The following is a 23,144-nucleotide window of genomic DNA, read 5'->3' as shown; positions in this document are numbered from 1 at the left end:
AGGCGGTCACCCGTGGACTTCGGTGTAGTGCTGCAGACCGACCCGCCGGCGCGGGACGTGGTGGAAGGCCTCCGCGCGGCCGAGGACTGCGGCTTCCGCTACGGCTGGACGTTCGACTCCTGCGTGCTGTGGCAGGAACCGTTCGTCATCTACTCGCAGGTGCTCTCGGCCACCCGGGATCTGATCATCGGCCCGATGGTCACCAATCCGTCCACTCGCGACTGGTCGGTGACGGCATCGCTGTTCGCGACGCTGAACGACATGTTCGGCAACCGCACGGTCTGCGGCATCGGCCGAGGCGACTCGGCCCGCCGCGTGATCGGCCAGAAGCCCGCGTCGCTGGCCACGCTGGGCGACGCGATGCACGTGATCAAGGAGCTGGCCGAGGGCCGGGAGGTCGAGCACCACGGCACAGCGGTGCAGATCCCGTGGGTGCGCAACGGAAAGCTCGAAATGTGGATGGCCGCGTACGGCCCGCGCGCGCTGAAGATGGTCGGCGAGCAGGCCGACGGCTTCATCCTGCAGACCGCCGACCCGGACATCGCCCGCTGGACCATCGGCTCCGTCCGGGAAGCCGCGGTGGCCGCCGGACGTGACCCGTCGGCCATCACGATGTGCGTGGCCGCACCGGCCTACGTCGGCACGGACCTGCCGCACCAGCGCGACCAACTCCGGTGGTTCGGCGGCATGGTCGGCAACCACGTCGCGGACCTCGTTGCGCGATACGGGGATTCGGGCGTGGTGCCCAAGGCCCTGACCGACTACATCAAGGACCGCGAGGGCTACGACTACGCCCACCACGGCAAGGCGGGCAACCGTTCCACCGACTTCGTGCCGGACGCGATCGTGGACCGCTTCTGCCTCGTCGGCCCGGAGTCGGCGCACATCGAACGGCTGAAGGAACTGAAGGAGATCGGCGTCGACAACTTCGCGCTGTACCTGATGCACGACGAGAAGGACAAGACGCGCGACGCCTACGGATCGGCGATCATCTCCGCCGTTTAGCGGCATACTGAATCGCGTGTCTGATGATCTGCCCAAGGGGTCCGTGCACAACTCCGTGACCGGAGACGTGTACGGACCTCTTGTGCAGGCCGGACATGTCAGCGGCGACATCAACCTGCACACCCACACAACGCTCCGCCCTCCCGCGGAACTGCCGCTGCGAATCGGTGTCGTGCCGCAACGAGCGGCGTCGTTCCAGCAAAGATCGCTGTCCTGGAACGCCGTCACCGTGCTTTCCGGAATGGGCGGCGTGGGCAAGACACAACTCGCCGCCGACCACGCCGCGAAGGAATGGTCCGCGGGCAAGGTCAGTCTGCTGGTCTGGGTCACGGCGGATTCGCGGGAAGCGATCGTGTCCGCCTACGCCGAGGCCGCGGCGGAACTCACCGGGCGCGACGAGACCGACCCGGAACGCGGCGCGCGCAGGCTGCTGGAGTGGCTGGCGAGCACCGGTGAACCGTGGCTCGTGGTGCTCGACGACGTCCAGGACCCGGCCGACCTCGCGGACCTCTGGCCACCGGACAACGGCCGGACACTCGTCACGACACGGCGACGGGACGCGGCCCTGCGCGGAGATCGGCGAGCCGTGGTCGAGGTCGAGACCTTCAGCGAGGCCGAAGGACTGGCCTACCTGCGGGAGGTGCTGGCGGACCAGCCCGCGTTGCTCGACGGCGCGGCCGAGGTGGTGCGCGAACTCGGATGCCTGCCGCTCGCGCTGGCACAGGCGGGTGCGTACGTGCTGGACCTGCAGTTGTCCTGCACCGAGTACCTGCGACGGTTGACCAGTCAGCCCCTCAAGAGCGTGGCCGCCACCTGGTCGTTGTCGATCCAGCAGGCCAACAGCCTGCGCCCCAGGAAGGTCGCGGGTCACCTGCTCGACGTCCTGAGCGTGCTCGACCCCAACGGCGTCCCGCTCGGCGTGCTCCTGGGGGCGTCGACGCAGGACCACGTGCTGGGGCGCACAGGTGACGTCCTGGACGAGTCCGGCCTGCGCGACGTGCTCGCGAACCTCCACCGGCTGGGTCTGATCACCCTCGATCCGACGTCACCGGGGCGCGAGATCCGGGTGCACGCGCTCGTGCAACGCGCCAACCGCGACACCTGGAAGACCCGGCAGACGAGGAGGGTCACCCGCGCCGCCGCGGACGCGCTGAAGGAGGTGTGGCCGCGCAACCCGCACGACCAGTCGGTGAACGTCCTGCGCGCCAACGCCGCGACGCTCTTCGCGAACGGCAGCGAGCACCTGTGGGGACGGAAGTGCCACGCCCTTCCGCTCACCCTGGGGAACAGCATCGGCCTCAGCGGCCGCGCGGACGAGGCCAGGGACCACTTCGACCGCCTCCGCACCACCGCCACGCAAGCCCTTGGCCCCTGCGACGTCTACACGCTCGTCGCGCGCAGCAGCCTGGCCTACTGGCGGGGCAGGGCAGGCGATCCGGCCGGCGCGCTGGCCGAGTACGAGCAGATCTCCGCCGACGCGTCACGGGTGCGCCGAGCCGACCGCGAGGTCGTGCGCGACCTCGTGCTGAACAATCTGCAGGATCACGCGAACATGCGCGCCCGCACCGGCGACGTGGCTGGTGCCGTCACCCAGTTCGAGCAACTCCTCTCCGAGAGGCTCCGGACGCACGGGCCGGACGACCTCGACGTGCTGTCCATCCGGAACGACCTCGCGAGGCTGCGCAGGAGATCCGGCTCAGGCGACCCGCTCGCCGAGATCGAGCGGCTCATCCCCGACCTGAGCCGGGTGTACGGACCCGAGCACCCGCAGACGCTGGCCGCCAGGCACAACCTCGCCGTGGCGCGGGCCGGCTCCGGCGACCTGGCCGGTGCCATCGCCGACCAGGAGCGACTCGTCCCGGACGCCCTGCGGGTGTACGGGCCTGGTCACCCGAGGACGGTGGACATCCGCAACAGCCTCGTCGACTGGCTGGCCGAGGCGGGAGACCTGGAGGGCGCGAGGGCGGCCGCCGCGGAACTCGTCGCCGACCACGAGCGGCTGCTCGGTGCGGATCTGAAGCGGCGGCGCGAGGACTAGCGGACCGTGCGGGTCTCGCCGTCCCACTCCGCGCCCAGCGTCGGCATGAGCTCGGCCAGCTGCACCGGGTAGACGGTGTCCTCGGCGGCTTCCAGCTCCTGCGCGCTCCACCACCGGTACGCGGTGATGGAGGTCTCCTCGACGTCGTTGAAGCCCGAGGTGTCCACGTCGAGACCGTCGACGGAGGCGTAGAAGAACCACTCCTCCGCGTCGAACGTCTCGCCGTCGAAGCTGAAGACCGTGCGGCGCCGCCAGATCGGGCCGACGAGCTGCTCCGGCGCCAGCTTGAGGCCCGTCTCCTCGAAGGCCTCGCGGACGGCCGCTGCGCGCAGCTCCTCGCCGTTCTCCACGCCGCCGCCGACCGTGAACCAGAAGGACTCCTGGGGGCGTGCGGGGTCGAAGCCCTGGAAGAGCAGCACTCGGCCCGCCGGGTCGGTGAGGACCACGCGGGCGGACGGGCGGGGCCTGAGCATCGCGGCGTCGGACGGGCTGACGGGTTCGGCGATCTCGAAGTACGACGGTTGCGGCGCGGTGCCTGCCAGGCGGAGCCAGCGGACCACTCGGCGGCGGCGCAGCAACAGGGTGTCGCGGACGGCGTCGTTGTGGACGCGGCGGGCCAGCATCACGCGTTCTTCGGCGTCGGCGAGCTCGAAAGCCAGCGCTGGGGCCAAAGTCGAGCGGTCCAGGGCTCCCAGGAGGCCGGAGAGCTCGTTCTCGGCCTGTTCGCGGTCGGCACGCGACGCGGACTCGGCGCGGGAGGCCGCGGCGGAGAGTTCCGGAACCAGCAGCGTGCGCACCAGGACGGCGCGGCGGGCCAGCGCGGCGTCCACGGCGGCCCAGGCGGCGTCGGTGCGGATGTGCAGGCGGTCCAGGCGGTTCGCGATCCTCAGGATCCAGGCGGCGAGCAGCAGAGCGACGAGCACGACGACAAGCGCGGTGGTCACGGCCGGCTCACCCCGCACGGGTCAGCGTTGGACCGCTGGGTGAGCCGGCCGTGACCACCCTTGTCTGGAGGAAAAAGCGCTGTCATGCCTCGCTCACCCTGCGCGGGTCGGCGGCGATGGCGGTCTCGTAGACGCGCAACACCTGTGATGCGACCACGGACCAGTCGAAGGCCTGCACCCGAGCCGACGCCAGGTCGACGTACTCGGCGCGCAACGCCGAGTCCCGCAGCACCGAGCGCAACGAGTCGGCCAGCGCGTGAGCGTCTCCGACCGGGAACAGCGCGCCCGCCTTGCCGTCGTCCAGCACGCGGCGGAAAGCGTCGAGGTCCGAAGCCACCACGGCGGTGCCGGCGGACATGGCCTCGGTGAGGATGATGCCGAACGACTCGCCGCCGGTGTTCGGGGCGACGTAGACGTCCACGGATCGGAGCATCCGGGCCTTGTCCTCGTCGCTGACCTGGCCCAGCAGGTCGACGCGGTCGGCGAAGCGGCCCTCGAACGGGTCCTCGCCGCGGCCCACGACGAGCAGGCGCAGGTCCGGGAACTCGTCGGCGATCAGGCCGAACGCCTCCCACAGCAGCGGCATGCCCTTGCGCGGCTCGTCGTAGCGGCCGACGAAGCCGATCGTGCCGCCCGCGCGCGGGTAGCCGTCCAAAGTGGACGCCGAGGCGAAGAAGTCGACGTCGACGCCGTTCGGAATCTCCACCGCGTCACCGCCGAGATGCTCGACCTGCACGCGCCGGGCCAGAGCGGAGACGGCGATGCGGGCGGTGACCTTCTCCAGGAACGGCTGGAGCACGGGCTGGAACGCGGACAGCATCTTGGAGCGCGGCGTCGAGGTGTGGAAGGTGGCGACGATCGGGCCGTCCGCGACCACCAGTGCCAGGAACGACAGCGAGGGCGCGGTGGGCTCGTGCAGGTGCAGGACGTCGAACTGGTGCTCGTCGATCCAGCGCCGGACCCGCGCGTACGAGACAGGACCGAACGACAGCCGCGCCACCGAACCGTTGTACGGGATGGCGACCGCACGGCCCGCCGACGTGACGAACGAGGGCAGCGCCTGCTCGTCGTCGGCGGGCGCGAAGACGTTCACGTCGTGCCCGAGGCCGATCAGGGCGCGGGCGAGGTCGACGACGTGGGCCTGCACTCCCCCTGGCACGTCCAAGGAATACGGGCAGACGATCCCGACCTTCACCTCGCGAGCCTCCTGGCCAGGGCGGCTCGGCGCTTCTCCGGCAGGTCGGCGAGCCAGAGCTTCTGGAGCATGTGCCAGTCGGCCGGGTGCGCGGCGATGTCGGCGGCGAACACGTCCGCGACGGCCTGCGTGGCGGCCTGGACGGTGCTGACCTTGATCGGCGGGTGGATGCGGAAGTGCCAGCCGTCCGCGGTGAACCAGCACCCGACCGGCAGCAGCGCGGCGCCCGTCGTCGAGGCCAGGTGCGCGGGTCCGGCGGGCATCAGGGTCTGCTCGCCGAAGAACGTCACGGGCACGCCGGACGACGTCAGGTCACGGTCACTGAGCAGACAGACGACCTTGTTGTCGCGCAGACGTTCGGCGAGCACCGTCGCGGGTGGACGGTCACCGCCGTTGAGCGGCAGCACCTCGAAGCCGAGGGTCTCGCGGAACTCCACGAACTTGCGGTACAGCGACTCGGGCTTCAGCCGCTCGGCCACCGTCGTGAACGTGCCGGAGTGGCCGACGAGCCAGACGCCCGCCATGTCCCAGTTGCCGCTGTGCGGCAGGGCGACGACGGCGCCGGTGCCGCTCTGGAGCGCCGCGTCGAGGTTCTCCACGCCGGACACCTGCGAGTCGCACTTCTCGTAGGCGGCGCGCAGGTCCATCGACGGCAGCCGGAACGCCTCGCACCAGTACCGCGCGTACGACCGCAGCGAGTCCTGGACCAGTTCGTCGAGCTCTTCCTCGCCGGCCCGCGGCACGACCCGGCGCAGGTTCGTGCGCAGCTGGTCGACGCTCGCGCCACCACGACGAGCCGCGTAGTCGGCACCCGCCTGGAACAGCCCGCGCGCCCACGACTCCGGCAACAGGCGGATCAGCCGCCACCCGGCGCTGTATCCGAGGGTCGCGAGGTTCACGCGGCCTCCCGCGCCGACTTCGCCACGGAGAAGATCCGCTGCAGCACCGTCACGACCGTCATGGCCGCGAGCAGCCACAGCGAGATGGCCATCAGGTACGGCACTCCGAGCCCCTGCACCCCGGCACCGATCAGCGCGACGATGAACCGCTCGGCCCGTTCGGCCAGCCCGCCGTCCGCCGAGAGCCCGGACGCGTCGGCGCGCGCCTTGACGTACGAGATGACCTGCGAGGCGACCAGGCAGATGAACCCGGCCGCGGCCGTCCACCGGTCGCCGGTGTCGAACGCGTACCAGGTGAGCGCCGCGAACAGCGCTCCGTCCGCGATGCGGTCGCAGGTGGCGTCGAGGACGGCGCCGAACCTCGTGGGCCCCTGGGCCCGGGCCATGGCGCCGTCGATCAGGTCGAGCAGCACGAAGAAGGTCACCAGCGCGCAGCCCAGGAACAGCTGCCCGCGGGGAATGAACCACAGCGCGCTCGCCACGGCACCGATCGTGCCGACCACGGTCACGGCGTTGGGCGTGAGTCCACGCGCCAGCAGCCACGCCCCGATCGGATCGGTGACGCGCGAGACGGACGCGCGAGCGAAGATGTTCAGCATGGCAGGTCGCAGCCTAGCTGGACTGGTCAGCATCTCGGCCCTGAGGGGCCGAGCTTGGTACTCGGTCCCTCAAGCCGGGTCGCGTTCCCGTGCACGGCTGGCTGTCGTGTGCGGTACGCATCCACCTGTCTCCGTTAGGGAACGGGTGCGGGCATGCTGACAAATACCCACGCGCGCCGGGCCCGGTTACGGACGTTCACAGCGGCGACGACGTCGGCGGGTCCAGCGAGACCGCACCGACAACAACGAAAGTGGTCTCTGGTGGAACGGTTGGATCGAGACACGTGTCCGCAGCGCGGGCACGTCTGGCTCGTGTACCGCGCGTCGACCACGAGCACCGGCACACCGGCGCGGCGCGCCTTGTAGGTGATGAAATCGCCGAGCTGGTGGAATGGCCAGGACGAGTGAGTGGCTCGCTGGTGCCGCGCAACCGTGACCCGGTCGCGGATGCCACCCAGCTCCTCCAGGGCGACACCACGACCGGTGCGTTGGGCAACAGCCACTATCTCGCCGGCGATGCGGTGATTGACATGCCGGGCGTGACGGGCTTCCTTCCTCGCCCGCCTTTTCAGCCTCCGTGCAGCCGAACAGGTGCGTCTGGCCTGCAACTCGGCGCGCTTGCGGGTATGCCACCGCCGGTAACGACCAAGGCGACGACCGGAGTGGTTGTCACCGTCCGAAGTGGTCGCGAGGTTGACGATGCCACGGTCCACGCCGATCCAGTCAGTCGGTTCGATCAGGTCCGGTTCGGGGATGTCGCAAGTGGCGATCAGGAACCACAGACCGTCCCGACAGACGAGGTCGGACTCGCCATGACGATGTTCCCGCAGCGTCTTCAACTGTCCGGCCGACCCGATGAACCGCAAATTCTTCAGCCTGCCGCGCACGGTCCAGATCGATACCGTCCCTGCATCGATCTGCCAGGACAGACAGCGGTCGTCGAAGGTGTGCGCCGCGTCCGGACGAAATCGGACCGGCTTCGACTCCGCCTTGACTCGACGCTTGGACCTCGGGCCTCCCAGGTTCCCATTGCGGATGTTCGCCCGCAGGGTGGTGCAGGCGTCGGCCACACGTTTGATCACGTGCTGCGCGGCCTGCGCACCCAACCCACGTGCCTTCAACTCGTGGTAACACAGTGTCCGCAGGTCCCGAACCGACATCCTGTGCCCGTGGTGCGCGAACCCCACACCCGACACCCAGTTCACCGCATCATTCGCCGTGGACAGGGTCTCCGCCAGCGCCGATGCCTGCACGGCATCCGGCACCAGCTTCACCTGCACCACGATCTTCACAGATCAAGCCTAGCGAACACACGTTCGAGGGCGATCGGCCCGCTGGATCTCCATCCCATACCTGGCTCGCGGGTGACATGGCACCCGCGAGACCCCCTCTGTGAAACCTTCGCTAGCCGAGCCGGCGGTGGTCCTCGGCGATGCGCTTCAGCAGCGCCTGCAACTCCTCCCCTCGCACCGCCAGCCGCTCCAACCGCCCGAACAACGCGAGGTACTCGCGCACGTCCAGCGGGTCGGTGATGGTGGCGTTGCCGGTCAGCACGCTGACCGTGACGACGCGCTCGTCGTAGATGTGGAAACCGTGCAGGGCGACCACGTTCGCGTCCGCCGACCACGGGATCACGCCGAGACGGACGTTCGGGCGGCGCTGGATCGCGGCCAGGTGCTCGACCTGTTCCGCCATCAGCTCGGGCGAGCCCATCCGCCAGCGCAGCGCGCTTTCGGAGAGCACGAACACGAACTGCTTCGCCAGGTCGTCCATCCGGGCACGGCGGGTGCGCAGGGCGGCCACCGCGGCCTCCTGCTCCGAATGCGGCATCGTCCCCAGCACGATCCGCAGGTAGGACTCGGACTGCAGCAACGCGGGTACCAGGTTGACCTGGAAGAACCTCGATGTCGCGGCCCGCGCCTCCACGCGGCTGATCGTCTGCTGGTGGCGGTGCGCTCCTCGGTGCAGCACGACGCGGCGGGTTTCCGCCTCCGCGTGCAGCGACCTGGCGAGTTCGACCAGTTCGATGCGCGTCTCTCTCGCGGCGGCCAGTTCCGCCACAAGACGCTCCACATCCGTCACGGACGGGAGCAGCATGCCGTTCTCGATCTTCGACAGCTTTGACTGGCTCATCCCGGTGGCACGGGCGGTGGCCGTGCCGGTCATCTTCGCCTCGGTGCGCAACCGGCGTAGTTCACGCGAAAGCCGCTCTCTCGCTAATCGCGAACGCTCAGGTGCGGTCATGTTCGCACCGTAACCATTCGCACACGGTGAGACGATCGGCCATAGGCGGGGACTTGACTCGCAGTTGACACCTCCAGGTGGGTGATCTCACCTACCTGGAATCGCTTTGTGCTGGTGTTACGTCTCGATCGACTGGAGAAATGCACCCGAAAGATGTAACCGAAAGCTATTCCACCCCATGCGGAAACAACCTTGTTTGTCCAGCGCGGACAACGTGAGTGGTTTTTGTCACTCTTTTGTCCAACAATTAGTACGGCTTTCAATCATGAACACGCCGACTAAACGCCTCGTTTAGCCCGCATTACCGCGCGAACACCGAGACCGATGGCACCGAAAATCAGCACGAACCCGATGAGCCCCAGACCGGGGGCGTCGTCGTGGTCGGCGTACATGATCGCGCCGACTCCGAGCGCGACGAGGAGCACACAGCCCGCCAAGGGCAGCAGCAGTCTAGGCATAGATCGACTATCACTCGCGATCTATCGAAAGTCAACAGATAGAGACCGCGAAACGATCAGTCGACGGCCTTCCAGCCGTCGGACAGCAGCTGACGGGTCTCCCCCAGCAGCTGCGGCAGCACCTTGGTGTGCCCGATGACCGGCATGAAGTTCGCGTCCCCGCCCCACCGGGGCACCACGTGCTGGTGCAGGTGGGCGGCGATCCCGGCGCCGGCCACGACGCCCTGGTTCATGCCGATGTTGAACCCGTGCGGCGACGCCACGTGCCGCGCGACCTTCATGGCCTTCTGCGTGAACGCGGCGAGCTCCGCGGTCTCGGAGGCCGCGAGCTCGGTGTAGTCCGCCACGTGCCGGTACGGCAGCACCATCAGGTGGCCGGGGTTGTACGGGTACAGGTTCAGCAGCGCGAAGACCTCGGCCCCGCGCGCGATGATCAGCCCCGCCTCGTCGTCCAGGGACACGACCCGGCAGAACGGGCAGCCCTCCGGCTCGTCGCCGTGGGCCTTGCCCGCGCCCTGGACGTACGACAGGCGGTGCGGGGTCCACAGACGCTGCAACGCGTCGTGGACCCCCACACCGTCCTGCTCGGAGAACTCAGGCGTCACGAGAGCAGTTCCGCCGTGGGCGAGGCGTTCTCGCGGCGGCCGACCCAGTCGACGATCTGCTCGACGGCCCGCTCCACCGGCACGCCGTTGATCTGCGTGCCGTCGCGGAACCGGAACGACACCGCGTTGGCCTCCACGTCCTTGGCACCGGCCAGGAGCATGAACGGCACCTTCTGCATGGTGTGGTTGCGGATCTTCTTCTGCATGCGGTCGTCCGACGCGTCGACGTCGACCCGGATGCCGGCCTTCTTGAGCACCTCGCGCACCGCGAACAGGTGGTCGGCGTTCTCGGACGTCACCGGGATGCCCATGACCTGCACCGGCGCCAGCCACGCCGGGAACGCACCCGCGTAGTGCTCGGTCAGCACGCCGAAGAAGCGCTCGACCGTGCCGAACAGCGCGCGGTGGATCATGACCGGGCGCTGGCGGGAGCCGTCCGGGCCGGTGTACTCCAGTTCGAACTTCTCGGGCAGCATGAAGTCGAGCTGGATGGTCGACATCTGCCAGGTGCGGCCGAGCGCGTCCCGCGCCTGCACGGAGATCTTCGGGCCGTAGAACGCGGCGCCACCGGGGTCGGGCACGAGCTCGAGACCCGACTCCTCGGCGACCGAGGCGAGCGTCGCGGTCGCCTCCTCCCAGATGTCGTCCGGTCCGACGAACTTCTCCGGGTTCTTGGTGGAGAGCTCCAGGTAGAAGTCGTCCAGGCCGTAGTCGCGCAGCAGGTCGAGCACGAACGTCAGCAGCGACTTCAGCTCGTCGCGGACCTGGTCGCGGGCGCAGAAGATGTGCGCGTCGTCCTGCGTCATGCCGCGCACCCTGGTCAGGCCGTGCACCACGCCGGACTTCTCGTAGCGGTAGACCGAGCCGAACTCGAACATGCGCAGCGGCAGCTCGCGGTAGGAACGGCCGCGCGACTTGAAGATCAGGTCGTGGAACGGGCAGTTCATCGGCTTGAGGTAGTAGTCCTGGCCGGGCTTGCGGACCGTGCCGTCCTCGTTCATCTCGGCGTCGAGGTGCATCGCCGGGTACATGCCGTCCTTGTACCAGTCCAGGTGACCGGAGACCTCGAACAGCTTGCCCTTGGTGATGTGCGGCGAGTAGACGAACTCGTAGCCCGCCTCGGTGTGGCGCTGGCGGGAGTAGTCCTCCATCGCCTTGCGGATGATGCCGCCCTTGGGGTGGAACACCGCGAGGCCGGAACCGATCTCGTCCGGGAACGAGAACAGGTCGAGCTCGACACCCAGCTTGCGGTGGTCGCGGCGCTCGGCCTCGGCCAGGCGCTCCAGGTACAGGTCCTGGGCCTCCTGCGACTCCCACGCGGTGCCGTAGATGCGCTGCAGCTGCGGGTTGTTCTCGTTGCCGCGCCAGTACGCGGCGGCCACGCGGGTCAGCTTGAACGCCGGGATGTGCTTGGTGGTCGGCACGTGCGGGCCGCGGCACAGGTCGCCCCAGACCTGCTCACCGGAGCGCGGGTCGAGGTTGTCGTAGATCGTCAGCTCGCCGCCGCCGACCTCCATGATCTCGCTGGTGTCGACGTCGCTCTTGATGTCGACGAGCTCCAGCTTGAACGGCTCGGACGCGAGCTCGGCCTTCGCGGAGTCGATCGACTCGACGACCCGGCGCGAGAACCGCTGCGAGGACTTGATGATCTGCTTCATGCGCTTCTCGAGCGCCTGGAGGTCCTCGGGCGTGAAGGGCTTCTCGACCTGGAAGTCGTAGTAGAAGCCGTCCTTCACGGGCGGGCCGATGCCGAGCTTGGCGTCGGGGAACTGCTGCTGCACGGCCTGTGCCAGCACGTGCGCGGCGGAGTGGCGGATGACGCTGCGGCCGTCCTCGGTGTCCGCGGCGACGGCCTCGACCTCGACGTCGACCTGCGGGGTCCACGACAGGTCGCGCAGGTGACCCTCGGCGTCCTTCACGACGACGATCGCGTCGGAACCCTTGCCCGGCAGACCGGCTTCGCGCACGGCCGTGCCCGCCGTCGTCCCAGCCGGAACCACCACGCGCGGCGGGTTCTGGGCGACTGCTGGGCGCGACTCGGACACGGTGACTCCTACGTTCGAAGATGTGGATTGCGGATCAGATGTTATCGGTGCTCAAGATGGACATGACGATCGCGTCGTGGAAGACGCCGTCCCAGAGCAGGGCGTCCCTCAGGCGGCCCTCCTCGCGGAAGCCGAGCTTCTTGTAGACGTGGATGGCCCGGTCGTTGAAGTCGTACACCTCCAGGTCCACCCGGTGGAGGTCGCGCTCGTTGAACGCGTGGTCCAGCACGTGCCTGATCGCGATCGATCCGTAGCCCTTGCCGAAACCGCCCCACAACGCGATCCGCATACCCGCCGACCGGTTGTGCGGATTGATGGTGAGCACGACCTCGCCGAGGAACTTCCCGTCCTCCGTTATCGCACGGGTGTAGCGGTTCGGGTCGTTCAGGGTCCGCTCGATGTACGCCTCGTAATCCTCCAGCGTGAACGTCCCGTGAGTGCCGGTGAGCCGGTTGACCTCGTCGTCGTTCGCTCCGGCGGCGGCCATCTCGGCGGCGAACTCCATGCTCAGAGGTACGAGTTCCATGCCCCGATTGAAGCCGGTCGGCGCAAGCGGATTCCGTCGGCGACACCTACGTACACGCTTCTGAGTGGTTTTTCGGATGCGTCCAAGCGCCCTGGGCGAGCACTCTGTTGTCTCCCGGCTCGCCGAATGGAGCATCGATCATGTCCGACCTGGTCGTCGAATGCCCGGTCCGCCTCACCGAGTCCAACCGGGACGAACTGCGCCTGCTCTACGTCGACCTGCGCGACCACTACGCACGGCGAGACGCCCGCAACGGCACGCGCACGACGTTGCACTTCCTGTGGACGGGCGTCCTCGACGACGAGCTCTTCGGCGCGACCTATGCCGACCAGCGGCACGTTTTCGCTGGTTCCAGGCCTGTCATGAACTCGCTGAGGGACCCGGGAGGGCTTCAGGAAACGAACAGGTGGCTGTCAGGCCAAGCTCAGCCGAACGGCGCATCGTTGAGGACATGAGCGAGCAGGGACAGACGCCTCCTCCGCAGGAGCCGTCCAAGAACGATCCGCGGGCAGCCCAGCCCGCACCGGACCAGGCCACCACCCCGCTGCCGGCCGAAGCACCGGCCACGCCTGGCCAGCATCCGACCGCCGAGCTTCCGGCCACCCCGGCGGCTCAGCAGCAGGCAGCGAACCAGCAGGCAGCAGCCCAGCAGCCAGCGGCCGACCAGCAGCAGGCAGCCCAGCAGCAGGCAGCGGCCCAGCAGCCAGCGGCCGACCAGCAAGCCGCAGCTCAGCCGCAGGCAACCCAGCAGCAGGCAGCCGACCAGCAGGCAGCGACAGCGGCAGAAGCTCCCGCCGCACCAGCAGCAGCCCCGGCGGCGACGGCCGCAGATGCCCCGGCGGGCCCTCCGCCCCCTCCGGCAGCGACTCCGACCTCTGCGGCCGCAGTACCGGCACCCCGTGGCCGGGCGAGGCGTTTCGCGGGTCACCGCGCCACCCAGCTGGTCGCCGTGGGCCTGCTGGGTCTCGTCCTCGGCGGCGGCATCGTGGGAGCCGTCGCGGCCAACCGCTTCGACGACCGCGGCGGACCCGGCCACGTGCGGATGTACGAGCGCGGCGAGCGCGGACCTGATCGCGGCAACGACCGCGGCGGCGATCGCTTCGACCAGCGCGGCCCGTTCGGTGAGGGCCGTCCCGGCGACCGCTTCGAGCGGTGACCCGACCGAGCGCGTGACTCACGACCCGATCCCCGACGACGTGAGTCACGCGCTCCCCAAAACCAGGAACGCGCGCCACCGCTGGATTAGTCCCCCTCGTTCTGCGGTGGCGCGCGTTCCTCCTGTACCTCGCGTTCTAGTGAGGCTGCGGTCCCAGCCGGATCGCGAGCAGCTGACGCCGCATGACCTTCCCGGTCGCGTTGCGCGGCAGCTGCGGCACGACCACGACCTCGCGCGGAACCTTGTGCCGCGCCAACCTCGTGCGCACGAACTCGCGCAGCTCCCGGACGTCGATCCGGGCGCCCGCGACCGGCACGACGAACGCGCGCAACCGTTGCCCGTACTCGGGATCCGGCACGCCGAGCACCGCCGCGTCCCGTACGCGGTAGTGCGTCATCAGCAGGTTCTCGACCTCGACCGGGTACACGTTCTCGCCGCCGGACACGATCATGTCGTCCTCGCGGCCGTCGAAGTACAGGCGGCCGCTGGGGTCGAAGTGGCCTAGGTCGCCGGTCGCGACGAGTCCGTCGATGGACTCCTTCTGCGTGCCGTCCGTGTAGAGGTCGACGGTCAACGAGCCGCGCACGTAGATCTTTCCCGTCACGAACGACCGTGTGATGCGGTTGCCCTCGGCGTCGTAGATGCGCACGACGCAGTTGTGCGGCGGCAGGCCGACGCTGGACGGCGCGGCGGCCAGGTCCTCCGGCGTGGCCACGGTCGCGACGGCTACTTCCGTTGAGCCGTAGAGGTTGTAGAGCACCGGCCCGAGCACGGCCTGGGTGCGTTCGACGAGGTCCGGCGAGATCGGCGCGCCGGAGGAGAACACGACCCTCAGGTGCGACAGGTCGAACGAGCCGAGCACATGGCGTTCGAGCTCCATGATCCGTTGCAGCATCGTCGGCACCAGCACGAGCGTCGTGCAGCGCTGGCCCTGCACCGACCACAGCGTCTTGCGCGGGTCGAAACGGCGGTGCAGCACCGCGCGCGAACCCAGCGACATCGCGAGCGTCAGGTGCGAGTAGCCGACGGAGTGGAAGATCGGCGCGGCGATGAACGTCGACTCGCCGGAGTGCATCGGGATGCGGTCGAGGAAGTCGGACGCGGTCAGCACCGACTTGATCTCGCGGGCCGTGCCCTTGGGGGTGCCGGTGGTGCCGGACGTCAGCTGGATCACGACACCCGGTTCGCGCGGCGGTTCCAGCTCTCCGCGCGGCGCCTTGGCCACCAGCTGGTCCAGCGTCGGCGTGCGACGGTCCAGTCCGTCGCGCGACCACGCGAGCCAGCGCGGAATCGACGGCGGCAGCTGGTGGAACAGCGGCGTGAACTCCTCATCGTGAATGACGAGCGACGCGCGTTCACGTTGCAGCAGATCCATGACGACCGGTGCGCCGAATCCCGTGTTCACCAGGAGCACGCGCACACCGAGTTTCGCGCACGCGAGCAACGACTCGACGGTGCCGCGGTGGTTGCGGCACATCAGCGCGACGACGTGGGTGTGCTGCACCCCCAACGCGCGCAATCCCTGTGCGATCGCATTGGAACGCCTGTCGAGTTGTCTGTAGGTCACCGAACCGCGTTCGTCGACGATCGCGACGCCGTCCGGATTCAGCCGGACGGAACGGCGCAGCGCCGTCACGTTCGGCCCCCAGACCTGGACCTCTCGCAAAGCCTGCACGGACATCTTGACGTTCGTGAGACTCACCATGCCCGCGGCGGACAAGACACGGAGTGAGTGCACCTTGCCCATGGCGTCGCGAAACACCTTGCGCAACCCTGGCATCAACAGCTCCTTGCGCTGCAAGTCCCCGAGGTTTCGGACGGTAACCGTCCGAAAGCCCTACGCCAAGTGTTGTTCCATGCGGAATGTGCATGACAACGGGACATTTGGCTTTGTAAACGTTTTCAGGTCATCTGGTTCATGTTCACGACCTTCCACACTGCTGCGTTCGCGGGAGTCTGACCGGTCAGACCAAGAAGCCGCGCAACAACGACGCGGTTCCGTCGAGGTGTTCGGCCATGGCCTGGCGTGCCGTCGCGGGGTCTCCGTCCAAAATGGAGGTGATGATGCGCTCGTGCTGGGCGTTGGAGTGCGCGAGGTTCGGTTCGAGCAGCGGGATGTGGTCCAGCAGCTCGTTGGCGCGCATCCGCGACTCGGCGACGGCGGCGGTGAGGGCGGCGGACCCGGTGGCCTCGGCGACGGCGAGGTGCAGCCGCGAGTCCTTGCGCCGATATTCCACGAGCGATGAGGTGGAAGCCTCTTCCAGCCGCGCGCGCAGTCCGCGTCGTTCCGCCGGCCCCAGCGACCGTCCCGCCGCCGTCTCCGCGGCACCCGTCTCCAGCACCTTCCGCAACGTCAGCACGTCGTGGAGGTCGCCGAACTCCTTGCCGGGAGCGGACTTCGGGAGCACCTCGTTGACGAACGTGCCGCCGTACCGTCCCCTTCGGGACTCGACGTAATGGTTCTCCTGCAACGACCTGATGGCCTCGCGCACGGTCACCCGGCTCACGCCGAGCCGGGTGGCCAGTTCCCGTTCGGACGGCAGCCGCTCACCCGGCGCGACGACGCCGAGCCGGATGGACTGCATGAGCCGTTCGACGGTCTCCTCGAAGGCGTTGCCCGCCCGCACCGGGCGGAACAACGCCTCCTGCGCGTGCTCCATCATCCCTAGAGCGGTGTCACGTACGCGCCGGCGATGCCGCCGTCCACGAGGAAGTTCGACGCCGTCATGAACGACGAGTCGTCGGACGCCAGGAACGCGACCGCCGCGGCGATTTCCTCAGGTTCGGCGAACCGACCGAGCGGTACGTGGACGAGGCGCCGTGCGGCCCGCTCCGGGTCCTTCGCGAACAGTTCCCGCAACAGCGGGGTGTTGACCGGGCCGGGCGACAGGGCGTTGACGCGGATGCCCTCGCGGGCGAACTGCACACCGAGCTCGCGGGACATCGCGAGCACGCCGCCCTTCGACGCCGTGTAGGAGATCTGCGACGTCGCCGCGCCCATCGTCGCGACGAACGACGCGGTGTTGATGATCGAGCCCTTGCCGTTGGCCTGCATGTGCGGAAGCGCGTACTTGCAACACAAATAAACCGACGTGAGGTTCACCTTCTGCACGCGTTCCCACGCCTCGATGCCCGTCGTGAGGATCGAGTCGTCGTCGGGCGGCGAGATACCGGCGTTGTTGAACGCGATGTCCAGCTTGCCGTAAGTGTCCACAGTGGTCTGGAACAGGGCTTTGACCTGTTCCTCGTCGGTCACGTCGACCTGGACGAACAGTCCGCTCACCTCGTCCGCGGCCGCCTTGCCCGACGCGGGGTCGAGATCGGCGACGACGACCTTCGCGCCCTCGCTCGCAAACCTGCGCACGGTCGCGAGTCCGATCCCGCTGCCGCCACCCGTCACGACGGCCACGCGGCCCTCGAGTCGCTGCACCATCTCTTGTTCTCCTCAGGTTGCCAGAATCAGTTGGACCGGAATCAGGTAGCGATGAAGACGTTCTTGACTTCGGTGAAGGCCTCGAGCGCGTCGGGGCCGAGCTCGCGGCCGAGACCGGACTGCTTCACGCCGCCGAACGGCGTCCAGTAGCGGACGGACGAATGCGAGTTCACCGACAGGTTTCCGGCCTCGACGGCCCGTGAGACGCGGATCGCGCGGCCGACGTCGTTCGTCCAGATCGATCCGGACAGCCCGTACTCGGAGTCGTTCGCGATCCGGATGGCGTCGGCCTCGTCGGTGAACGGCAGCACGACGACGACCGGTCCGAAGATCTCCTCGGTGACCGTCACGTGGCCGGCGGGAGGCGTCAGAACCGTGGGCGGGAACCAGAAACCAGGTCCGTCCGGAGACGATCCGCGGAACGCGACGTGAGTGTCGTCTGGTACGTAAGACGCCACCTTGTCCAGGTGCGCCGCGGTGATGAGCGGCCCCATCTCGGTCGCCTCGTCGCCGGGCTCGCCGACCTTGACGCCCTTGACCGCGGGCTCCAGCAGTTCCATGAACCTGTCGTAGACGCTGGCCTGCACGAGGATTCGCGACCGGGCGCAGCAGTCCTGCCCGGCGTTGTCGAACACCCCGTACGGCGCCGTGGCGGCGGCCTTCTCCAGGTCGGAGTCCGCGAAGACGATGTTCGCCGACTTGCCGCCCAGCTCCAGGGTCACCCGCTTCACCTGGTCCGCGCAGCCGGCCATGATCTGCTTGCCGACCTCGGTCGAGCCGGTGAAGACGACCTTGCGCACCAACGGATGCGTGACGAACCGGTTGCCGACGACGCTGCCCTTGCCCGGCAGCACCTGGAAAACGCCTTCCGGGATGCCCGCCTCCAGCGCCAGCTCGCCGAGCCGGATCGCGGTCAGCGGCGTCACCTCGGCGGGTTTCAAAACCACCGTGTTGCCGGCGGCCAGCGCCGGGGCGAACCCCCAGCCCGCGATGGGCATCGGGAAGTTCCACGGCACGATCACGCCGACGACGCCGAGCGGTTCGTGGAACGTGACGTCCAGCCCGCCCGCGACCGGGATCTGCTTGCCGAACAGGCGTTCCGGGGCGGCCGAGTAGTACTGGAGCACGTCGCGGACGTTGCCCGCCTCCCAGCGCGCGTTGCCGATGGTGTGCCCGGAGTTCTCGACCTCCAGCAACGCGAGTTCCTCGACGTGCGCGTCGACGGTCTCCGCGAACTTCCGCAGCAGCCGGGCCCGGTCGCCGGGCGCGACGTTCCGCCAGCTCTCGAACGCCTTCTGCGCCCGGCCGATCGCCGCGTCCGTGTCGCCGAGAGTGGTGTGCGGCACGGACCGCACGACCTTCTCGGTGGCGGGGTTGATGACGTCAAAGGTCACGACGCTTTACTCCTTGCGGCTGCCACGAGAGCTTCGAAAAGCCTCAGGTCTTCGATGTCCTGTTCCGGGTGCGACTGCACGCCGACGACGAACCGCGCACCGTCCAGCTCAACGGCTTCCACGGTTCCGTCGGGTGCCTTCGCGGTGACGCGCAGCCCGTCCGCCACGCGGTCCAGCGACTGGTGGTGATGGCACTGCACGGTCGTCGCCGGGCCGATGATCGTGTGGAGGTACGTGTCCCGCACGACCTCGATCCTGGTGCTCCCGAACACTCCCGGCGCCTCGTTGTGGCCTTCGATGTGCTGGTGCAGCGTGCCGCCCAGCGCCACGTTGAGCACCTGCATGCCGCGGCACACGCCGAGCACCGGCAGGTCGAGCTTCAGCGCGGCCTCGACGAGCGCGAACTCGGCGTCGTCGCGGGCGCGGCTCGGTTCGCCGGTCCGCTCGTGCTTCTCGGCACCGTAGGCGGCGGGGTCGATGTCCGCGCCGCCCGCGATCACCAGGCCGTCGAGGAACCCGATGGTCTCGGCGTTCCAGGTGCCGACCGGCGGCAGCATGACGGGGTTGCCGCCCGCCTCGACCACGCAGTCGAGGTAGCCGCGGTAGAGCACCGCCGCTTCCACGTCCCAGAGCCCGAAGCGGGTGCGCTCCAGGTACGTGCTGATGCCGATGAGTGGCTTAGAGGCGCTCAAACCCGCGCACCTTCTCCCAGTCCGTGATCGCCGCCTCGAACGCGTCCAGCTCGACCTTGGCCGCGTTCAGGTAGTGGTCGACGACGTCCTTGCCGAACGCGTCGCGCGCGATGGTGCTGCCCGCCAGCAGTTCCGCCGACTCCTTGAGCGTCGTGGGCACCGTCGGCCGGTCGGAGGCGTAGGCGTTGCCGACGAACTCGTCCTCCAGCTCCAGCTTCTGCTCGACGCCGTGCAGACCGGCCGCGATCAGCGCCGCCACCGCGAGGTACGGGTTCACGTCACCGCCGGGGACCCGGTTCTCGAACCGGAGCCCGTGGCCGTGGCCGACGACCCGCAGCGCGCACGTGCGGTTGTCGCGGCCCCACGCCACCGCGGTCGGCGCGAACGAGCCCTTCACGAAACGCTTGTAGGAGTTGATGTTCGGGGCGAGGAAGTAGGTGAGTTCCCGCAGCCCGGCCAGCTGGCCCGCGAGGAAGTGCTTCATCAGCTGCGACATGCCGTGGCCCTCGGCGAAGACCGGCTCGCCTTCCTTGGAGCGCAAGGAAAGGTGAATGTGGCAGGAGTTGCCCTCGCGTTCGTTGTACTTCGCCATGAACGTGAGCGCTTTGCCCTGCTGTGCCGCGATCTCCTTGGAACCGTTCTTGTAGATGGCGTGCTGGTCGCACGTGCGCAGCGCCGTCGTGTACTTGAACGCGATCTCGTGCTGGCCGGGGTTGCACTCGCCCTTGGCCGACTCGACGGTCAGGCCGGCGCCCGTCATGCCGTTGCGAATGGCCCGCAGCAACGGTTCGACGCGCGCGGTGCCGAGCAACGAGTAGTCGACGTTGTACTGGTTCGACGGCGTGAGGTTGCGGTAGCCGGCGTTCCACGCCTGCTCGTAGGTGTCGTCGAAGACGATGAACTCCAGCTCGGTGCCGACGTAGCAGTCCAGCCCGAGCGCGGCCAGCCGGTCGAGCTGCTTGCGCAGGACCTGCCGCGGCGACGCGACGACCGGATCGCCGTTCTCCCAGACGACATCGCACATGACGAGCGCGGTGCCCTCCTGCCACGGCACGCGGCGCAGCGTCTCCATGTCCGGCTTCATCACGAAGTCGCCGTACCCGCGGTCCCAGCTCGACATCTCGAAGCCGCTGACCGGGTTCATCTCGACGTCGACGGCGAGCAGGTAGTTGCAGCCCTCCGCGGAGTGCCCGAGAACGTCGTCGAGGAAGTACTGCGCAGCGCACCGCTTGCCCTGCAGGCGGCCCTGCATGTCCACGATCGCGACCAGGACGGTGTCGATCTCACCGGTCTCCACGGCCGCGCGCAACTCCTCGACGGTCAGCATCTCCGCGTTCCTCCAAAGGTATGTCTGCGAGCCATTGGCGGCTCCATCTTGACACCACTGGGTGGCGAGCGCCACCCTCAACCACCGCTTAAAGGACTATTAGGAGTCCATATGGCCAAGCACGTCGAGTACGAGAAGGTGAGCAGCGACTACCTGGAGCATCGGCAGCTCAAACGTGGCGCGGCAGGGTGGGTCCTGCTGGCCGGGCTGGGTGTCTCGTACGTGATCTCCGGTGACTTCGCCGGGTGGAACTTCGGCCTCGCCCAGGGTGGCTGGGGCGGGATGCTGGTCGCCACGATCCTGATGGCGACGATGTACACGTGCATGGTGTTCGGTCTCGCCGAACTGGCGTCAGCGCTCCCTGTGGCGGGCGCCGGCTACGGGTTCGCGAGGCGCGCGCTCGGCCCGTTGGGCGGGTACGCCACAGGTATCGCCATTCTCATCGAGTACGCCATCGCTCCCGCGGCGATCTCGGTGTTCATCGGCGACTACATCAAGGCACTCGGACTGCTGGACGCCACGTGGCCGGTGTACCTCGCCTGCTACGTGATCTTCGTCGGTATTCATCTGTACGGCGTCGGCGAGGCGCTGCGGGTGATGTTCGTGATCACCGGTGTCGCGGTCGTGGCACTGGTCGCGTTCGTGGCGGGCATGATCCCGAAGTTCGACTCCGCGAAGCTGTTCGACATCGGCGACGGCTCGTTCCTGCCGATGGGCGTGACCGGGGCGTGGGGCGCGATCGTGTTCGCGATCTGGTTCTTCCTCGCGGTCGAGGGCGTGCCGCTGGCCGCCGAGGAAGCACGAGATCCCAAACGGGACATGCCTCGCGGCATCATCGGCGCGATGGTCGTCCTGCTGGTGTTCGCGGCGGCGATCCTGCTCGTCGCTCCCGGTGGCGCGGGCTCGAAGGTGCTGGAGGCGTCCGGAAACCCGTTGCCCGAGGCGGTTCGCGCGGCCTACGGCGGCGACACGTTCCTGGCGCAGCTGGTGAACTACGTCGGCCTGGCGGGTCTGGTCGCGTCGTTCTTCTCGATCATCTACGCCTACTCGCGGCAGCTGTTCGCGTTGTCTCGCGCGGGATATCTGCCGCGTTGGATGTCGAAGACCGGCAAACGCAAGACGCCGTACCTCGCGCTGATCGTGCCCGGCACCATCGGGTTCGTTCTCGCGACCGTGATGAAGAGCGTCGACCCCGTGACCGGTGGGGCACGGCTCATCAACATCGCGGTGTTCGGCGCGGCTCTGTCCTACGTGCTGATGATGGTGTCGCACATCGTTCTGCGTAAGACGGCGCCGGACCTGCCGCGTCCGTACCGGACTCCTGGCGGTGTGGTGACCACAGGTGTGGCGCTGGTTCTGGCCGTGGCGGCGGTCATCGCGACGTTCTTCGTCGACGAGATCGCTGCCGCTGTGACGGCCGGCATCGTGGTGGTGGCCGTCGCCTACTACTGGTTCTACAGCCGGCACCACCTGGTCGCGAACGCTCCGGAGGAGGAGTTCGCGGCGATCGCCAAGGCGGAGGCCGAGCTCGACTGAGCTGGCGAGCGTTGATTCTCGGCGGCACGGGCCTCGTCGGCCGTGCCGCCGCTCGGCGTCCGGATGGACGCGGGTGCCCCTAACGAGGTGCGGCATCCCCCTAACGGGTGACCTTCGGCCCCTAAGGACCTCGGCCGCCCGAAATCTGGGGATCACACCCGATGCCAGGGGATGTTGATCTCAATACGGTTCGTGACGACATCCCCCGAACCGCCGTAGGAGCCCCACTCCCATGATCCAGCAGGACATCCAGCCGGCCACCCCGCAGCAGCCCGTTCAGCCCGCCGCGCCTGCCCCTGCCGCCCCGGTCACCCCGGCGGCCGCGCCTGCGGAGGCCCAGCCGGCCACGCTGCAGGAGTTCGCCCTGAACCTCCTGAACGACCCGGCGGCCCTGTCGGCGTTCGACCTCGACCCCGAAGGCGTCCTGAGCGCCTGCGGTCTGAGCGACATCACCCCCGGTGACGTCCAGGAGATCCTCCCGCTGGTGCTCGACGCCGCCTCGATCGCGGACGTCAACGGCCTCTCGTCCTACAGCGCCCTCACGGGCGTCGCGAACCTCGACGCCGCCAACGGTCTCGCCGGCGACCTGTCCGGCCACTGCGACGTGTCGAGCACCCTCGACGGCGTCACCGGCGTCGTCCCCGGCCTCGGCGACGTGGCCGGCCTGGCCGACGTCACCGACCTCGGCAACGTCACCGACCTGTCCGGTGTCACGGGTCTCGCCGGCACCGGCGACGTGCTCGGCACGGTGACCGGCGTGGCGGACGTCAACGGCGTCCTCGGCACCGTCACCGGTGTGACCGACGTCGTCTCCGTCGACGGCGTGCCCGGCGTGCTCGGCGCCGTCACCACCGACGTCACGACCGTCACCGACGTGGTCCACGAGGTCGTCCCGGACGTCGCGCCGGTCAGCGGCGTGCACGACACCGTCCACGGCGTCGTCGACGGCACCGTCGGCAGCGTGATCGGTGGCGACGTCACCGACCTCGACCTGCTCGACGGCGTCGGCGGCCTGACCGAAGGCCTCGGCCTCGGCCTCTGATCTGAT

At 68.6% G+C, this 23,144-nt stretch carries 22 protein-coding genes; 6 read left to right on the top strand and 16 right to left on the bottom strand.

The features are described 5' to 3' along the window. The first annotated feature begins 12 nt into the window (after window positions 1-12). Together BM417_RS29115 and BM417_RS29110 are read left to right on the top strand one after the other, a co-directional pair. The gene (locus BM417_RS29115; RefSeq protein ID WP_093601152.1) at window positions 13-1,005 is read left to right on the top strand and encodes a TIGR03842 family LLM class F420-dependent oxidoreductase; all 993 of its coding nucleotides are present in this window, start codon (window positions 13-15) and stop codon (window positions 1,003-1,005) included. 16 nt (window positions 1,006-1,021) lie between these two features. Further along, the gene (locus BM417_RS29110; protein WP_143138847.1) at window positions 1,022-3,043 is read left to right on the top strand and encodes a tetratricopeptide repeat protein; all 2,022 of its coding nucleotides are present in this window, start codon (window positions 1,022-1,024) and stop codon (window positions 3,041-3,043) included. Here BM417_RS29110 and BM417_RS29105 read toward each other — a convergent pair. The 10 genes from BM417_RS29105 to BM417_RS29060 all read right to left on the bottom strand — a co-directional run bounded on the left by BM417_RS29105 (window position 3,040) and on the right by BM417_RS29060 (window position 12,558). Beyond that, window positions 3,040-3,987, bottom strand: a complete 948-nt coding sequence (locus tag BM417_RS29105) for an NUDIX hydrolase (RefSeq protein ID WP_093601148.1) — start codon at window positions 3,985-3,987, stop codon at window positions 3,040-3,042. The two genes, BM417_RS29110 and BM417_RS29105, sit on opposite strands and share 4 nt — an antisense overlap. An 82-nt stretch (window positions 3,988-4,069) precedes the next feature. Beyond that, window positions 4,070-5,182, bottom strand: a complete 1,113-nt coding sequence (locus tag BM417_RS29100; RefSeq protein ID WP_093601146.1) for a glycosyltransferase family 4 protein — start codon at window positions 5,180-5,182, stop codon at window positions 4,070-4,072. Further along, window positions 5,179-6,081, bottom strand: a complete 903-nt coding sequence (locus BM417_RS29095; protein ID WP_093601144.1) for a phosphatidylinositol mannoside acyltransferase — start codon at window positions 6,079-6,081, stop codon at window positions 5,179-5,181. Before BM417_RS29095 ends, BM417_RS29100 begins: the two co-directional genes overlap by 4 nt. After that, complete coding sequence (gene pgsA / locus BM417_RS29090; protein WP_093601142.1) at window positions 6,078-6,680, bottom strand: phosphatidylinositol phosphate synthase; 603 nt, start codon at window positions 6,678-6,680, stop codon at window positions 6,078-6,080. The genes BM417_RS29095 and pgsA overlap by 4 nt, the downstream gene beginning before the upstream one ends. A 134-nt stretch (window positions 6,681-6,814) precedes the next feature. Then, on the bottom strand, window positions 6,815-7,972 hold the full coding sequence (locus BM417_RS29085) for an RNA-guided endonuclease InsQ/TnpB family protein (protein WP_218164588.1): 1,158 nt from the start codon (window positions 7,970-7,972) through the stop codon (window positions 6,815-6,817). A gap of 112 nt (window positions 7,973-8,084) precedes the next feature. Continuing rightward, window positions 8,085-8,924: a helix-turn-helix domain-containing protein gene (locus BM417_RS29080; RefSeq protein ID WP_093601140.1), complete on the bottom strand. Its 840-nt coding sequence runs from the start codon at window positions 8,922-8,924 to the stop codon at window positions 8,085-8,087. A gap of 278 nt (window positions 8,925-9,202) precedes the next feature. Continuing rightward, entirely contained in the window at window positions 9,203-9,382 is a 180-nt protein-coding gene (locus tag BM417_RS29075; RefSeq protein WP_093601138.1) for a hypothetical protein, read from the bottom strand. Between the two features lie 56 nt (window positions 9,383-9,438). Further along, window positions 9,439-9,987, bottom strand: a complete 549-nt coding sequence (locus tag BM417_RS29070) for an HIT family protein (RefSeq protein WP_093601136.1) — start codon at window positions 9,985-9,987, stop codon at window positions 9,439-9,441. Beyond that, window positions 9,984-11,990, bottom strand: a complete 2,007-nt coding sequence (gene thrS / locus BM417_RS29065) for a threonine--tRNA ligase (protein WP_093601459.1) — start codon at window positions 11,988-11,990, stop codon at window positions 9,984-9,986. The genes BM417_RS29070 and thrS overlap by 4 nt, the downstream gene beginning before the upstream one ends. A 76-nt stretch (window positions 11,991-12,066) precedes the next feature. Continuing rightward, window positions 12,067-12,558, bottom strand: a complete 492-nt coding sequence (locus BM417_RS29060; RefSeq protein ID WP_093601134.1) for a GNAT family N-acetyltransferase — start codon at window positions 12,556-12,558, stop codon at window positions 12,067-12,069. Between the two features lie 140 nt (window positions 12,559-12,698). Between BM417_RS29060 and BM417_RS29055 the strand changes: the two genes are divergently transcribed. Next, on the top strand, window positions 12,699-13,013 hold the full coding sequence (locus tag BM417_RS29055; RefSeq protein ID WP_093601132.1) for a hypothetical protein: 315 nt from the start codon (window positions 12,699-12,701) through the stop codon (window positions 13,011-13,013). Then, window positions 13,010-13,714: a hypothetical protein gene (locus BM417_RS29050; protein ID WP_093601130.1), complete on the top strand. Its 705-nt coding sequence runs from the start codon at window positions 13,010-13,012 to the stop codon at window positions 13,712-13,714. Before BM417_RS29055 ends, BM417_RS29050 begins: the two co-directional genes overlap by 4 nt. Window positions 13,715-13,850: 136 nt before the next feature. On the opposite strand, the gene BM417_RS29045 is transcribed toward BM417_RS29050, so the two are convergent. The 6 genes from BM417_RS29045 to BM417_RS29020 form a co-directional block, all read right to left on the bottom strand. Then, window positions 13,851-15,494: an AMP-binding protein gene (locus BM417_RS29045; protein WP_093601457.1), complete on the bottom strand. Its 1,644-nt coding sequence runs from the start codon at window positions 15,492-15,494 to the stop codon at window positions 13,851-13,853. A gap of 184 nt (window positions 15,495-15,678) precedes the next feature. Next, complete coding sequence (locus BM417_RS29040; protein ID WP_407656179.1) at window positions 15,679-16,377, bottom strand: FadR/GntR family transcriptional regulator; 699 nt, start codon at window positions 16,375-16,377, stop codon at window positions 15,679-15,681. A gap of 2 nt (window positions 16,378-16,379) precedes the next feature. After that, window positions 16,380-17,147 carry a 3-oxoacyl-ACP reductase gene (locus tag BM417_RS29035; RefSeq protein WP_093601128.1) on the bottom strand — a complete coding sequence of 256 codons (768 nt, stop codon included), beginning with the start codon at window positions 17,145-17,147 and terminating at the stop codon, window positions 16,380-16,382. Window positions 17,148-17,188: 41 nt separating this feature from the next. Further along, entirely contained in the window at window positions 17,189-18,541 is a 1,353-nt protein-coding gene (locus tag BM417_RS29030) for an aldehyde dehydrogenase family protein (RefSeq protein ID WP_093601126.1), read from the bottom strand. Beyond that, a complete protein-coding gene (locus BM417_RS29025) occupies window positions 18,538-19,233 on the bottom strand; it encodes a gamma-glutamyl-gamma-aminobutyrate hydrolase family protein (RefSeq protein WP_218164587.1) in 696 nt (231 codons plus the stop codon). The genes BM417_RS29030 and BM417_RS29025 overlap by 4 nt, the downstream gene beginning before the upstream one ends. Beyond that, window positions 19,220-20,560 (bottom strand): glutamine synthetase family protein, encoded by a 1,341-nt coding sequence (locus tag BM417_RS29020; protein WP_093601124.1) that lies wholly within the window; start codon window positions 20,558-20,560, stop codon window positions 19,220-19,222. The genes BM417_RS29025 and BM417_RS29020 overlap by 14 nt, the downstream gene beginning before the upstream one ends. Before the next feature lie 111 nt (window positions 20,561-20,671). Here BM417_RS29020 and eat point away from each other — a divergent pair, with 111 nt between their 5' ends. Both eat and BM417_RS29010 read left to right on the top strand, forming a co-directional pair. After that, window positions 20,672-22,096, top strand: a complete 1,425-nt coding sequence (gene eat, locus BM417_RS29015) for an ethanolamine permease (protein WP_093601122.1) — start codon at window positions 20,672-20,674, stop codon at window positions 22,094-22,096. 232 nt (window positions 22,097-22,328) lie between these two features. Then, on the top strand, window positions 22,329-23,138 hold the full coding sequence (locus BM417_RS29010) for an IniB N-terminal domain-containing protein (RefSeq protein WP_093601120.1): 810 nt from the start codon (window positions 22,329-22,331) through the stop codon (window positions 23,136-23,138). Window positions 23,139-23,144 lie beyond the last annotated feature (6 nt).

The sequence above is a fragment of the Lentzea waywayandensis genome, assembly GCF_900115955.1.
Lineage (GTDB): Bacteria > Actinomycetota > Actinomycetes > Mycobacteriales > Pseudonocardiaceae > Lentzea > Lentzea waywayandensis.
The sequence above is the reverse complement of the archived record's forward strand: the minus strand, read 5'-3'. Positions and strand labels throughout refer to the sequence as shown.

What these genes read in the sequence shown, in the direction of transcription:
- pgsA (WP_093601142.1), bottom strand. Translation starts at nt 6,680, where the DNA reads ATGCTGAACATCTTCGCTCGCGCGTCCGTCTCGCGCGTCACCGATCCG.
- BM417_RS29080 (WP_093601140.1), bottom strand. Translation starts at nt 8,924, where the DNA reads ATGACCGCACCTGAGCGTTCGCGATTAGCGAGAGAGCGGCTTTCGCGT.
- BM417_RS29075 (WP_093601138.1), bottom strand. Translation starts at nt 9,382, where the DNA reads ATGCCTAGACTGCTGCTGCCCTTGGCGGGCTGTGTGCTCCTCGTCGCG.
- BM417_RS29060 (WP_093601134.1), bottom strand. Translation starts at nt 12,558, where the DNA reads ATGGAACTCGTACCTCTGAGCATGGAGTTCGCCGCCGAGATGGCCGCC.
- BM417_RS29055 (WP_093601132.1), top strand. Translation starts at nt 12,699, where the DNA reads ATGTCCGACCTGGTCGTCGAATGCCCGGTCCGCCTCACCGAGTCCAAC.
- BM417_RS29050 (WP_093601130.1), top strand. Translation starts at nt 13,010, where the DNA reads ATGAGCGAGCAGGGACAGACGCCTCCTCCGCAGGAGCCGTCCAAGAAC.
- BM417_RS29045 (WP_093601457.1), bottom strand. Translation starts at nt 15,494, where the DNA reads ATGCCAGGGTTGCGCAAGGTGTTTCGCGACGCCATGGGCAAGGTGCAC.
- BM417_RS29040 (WP_407656179.1), bottom strand. Translation starts at nt 16,377, where the DNA reads ATGATGGAGCACGCGCAGGAGGCGTTGTTCCGCCCGGTGCGGGCGGGC.
- BM417_RS29035 (WP_093601128.1), bottom strand. Translation starts at nt 17,147, where the DNA reads ATGGTGCAGCGACTCGAGGGCCGCGTGGCCGTCGTGACGGGTGGCGGC.
- BM417_RS29020 (WP_093601124.1), bottom strand. Translation starts at nt 20,560, where the DNA reads ATGCTGACCGTCGAGGAGTTGCGCGCGGCCGTGGAGACCGGTGAGATC.
- eat (WP_093601122.1), top strand. Translation starts at nt 20,672, where the DNA reads ATGGCCAAGCACGTCGAGTACGAGAAGGTGAGCAGCGACTACCTGGAG.
- BM417_RS29010 (WP_093601120.1), top strand. Translation starts at nt 22,329, where the DNA reads ATGATCCAGCAGGACATCCAGCCGGCCACCCCGCAGCAGCCCGTTCAG.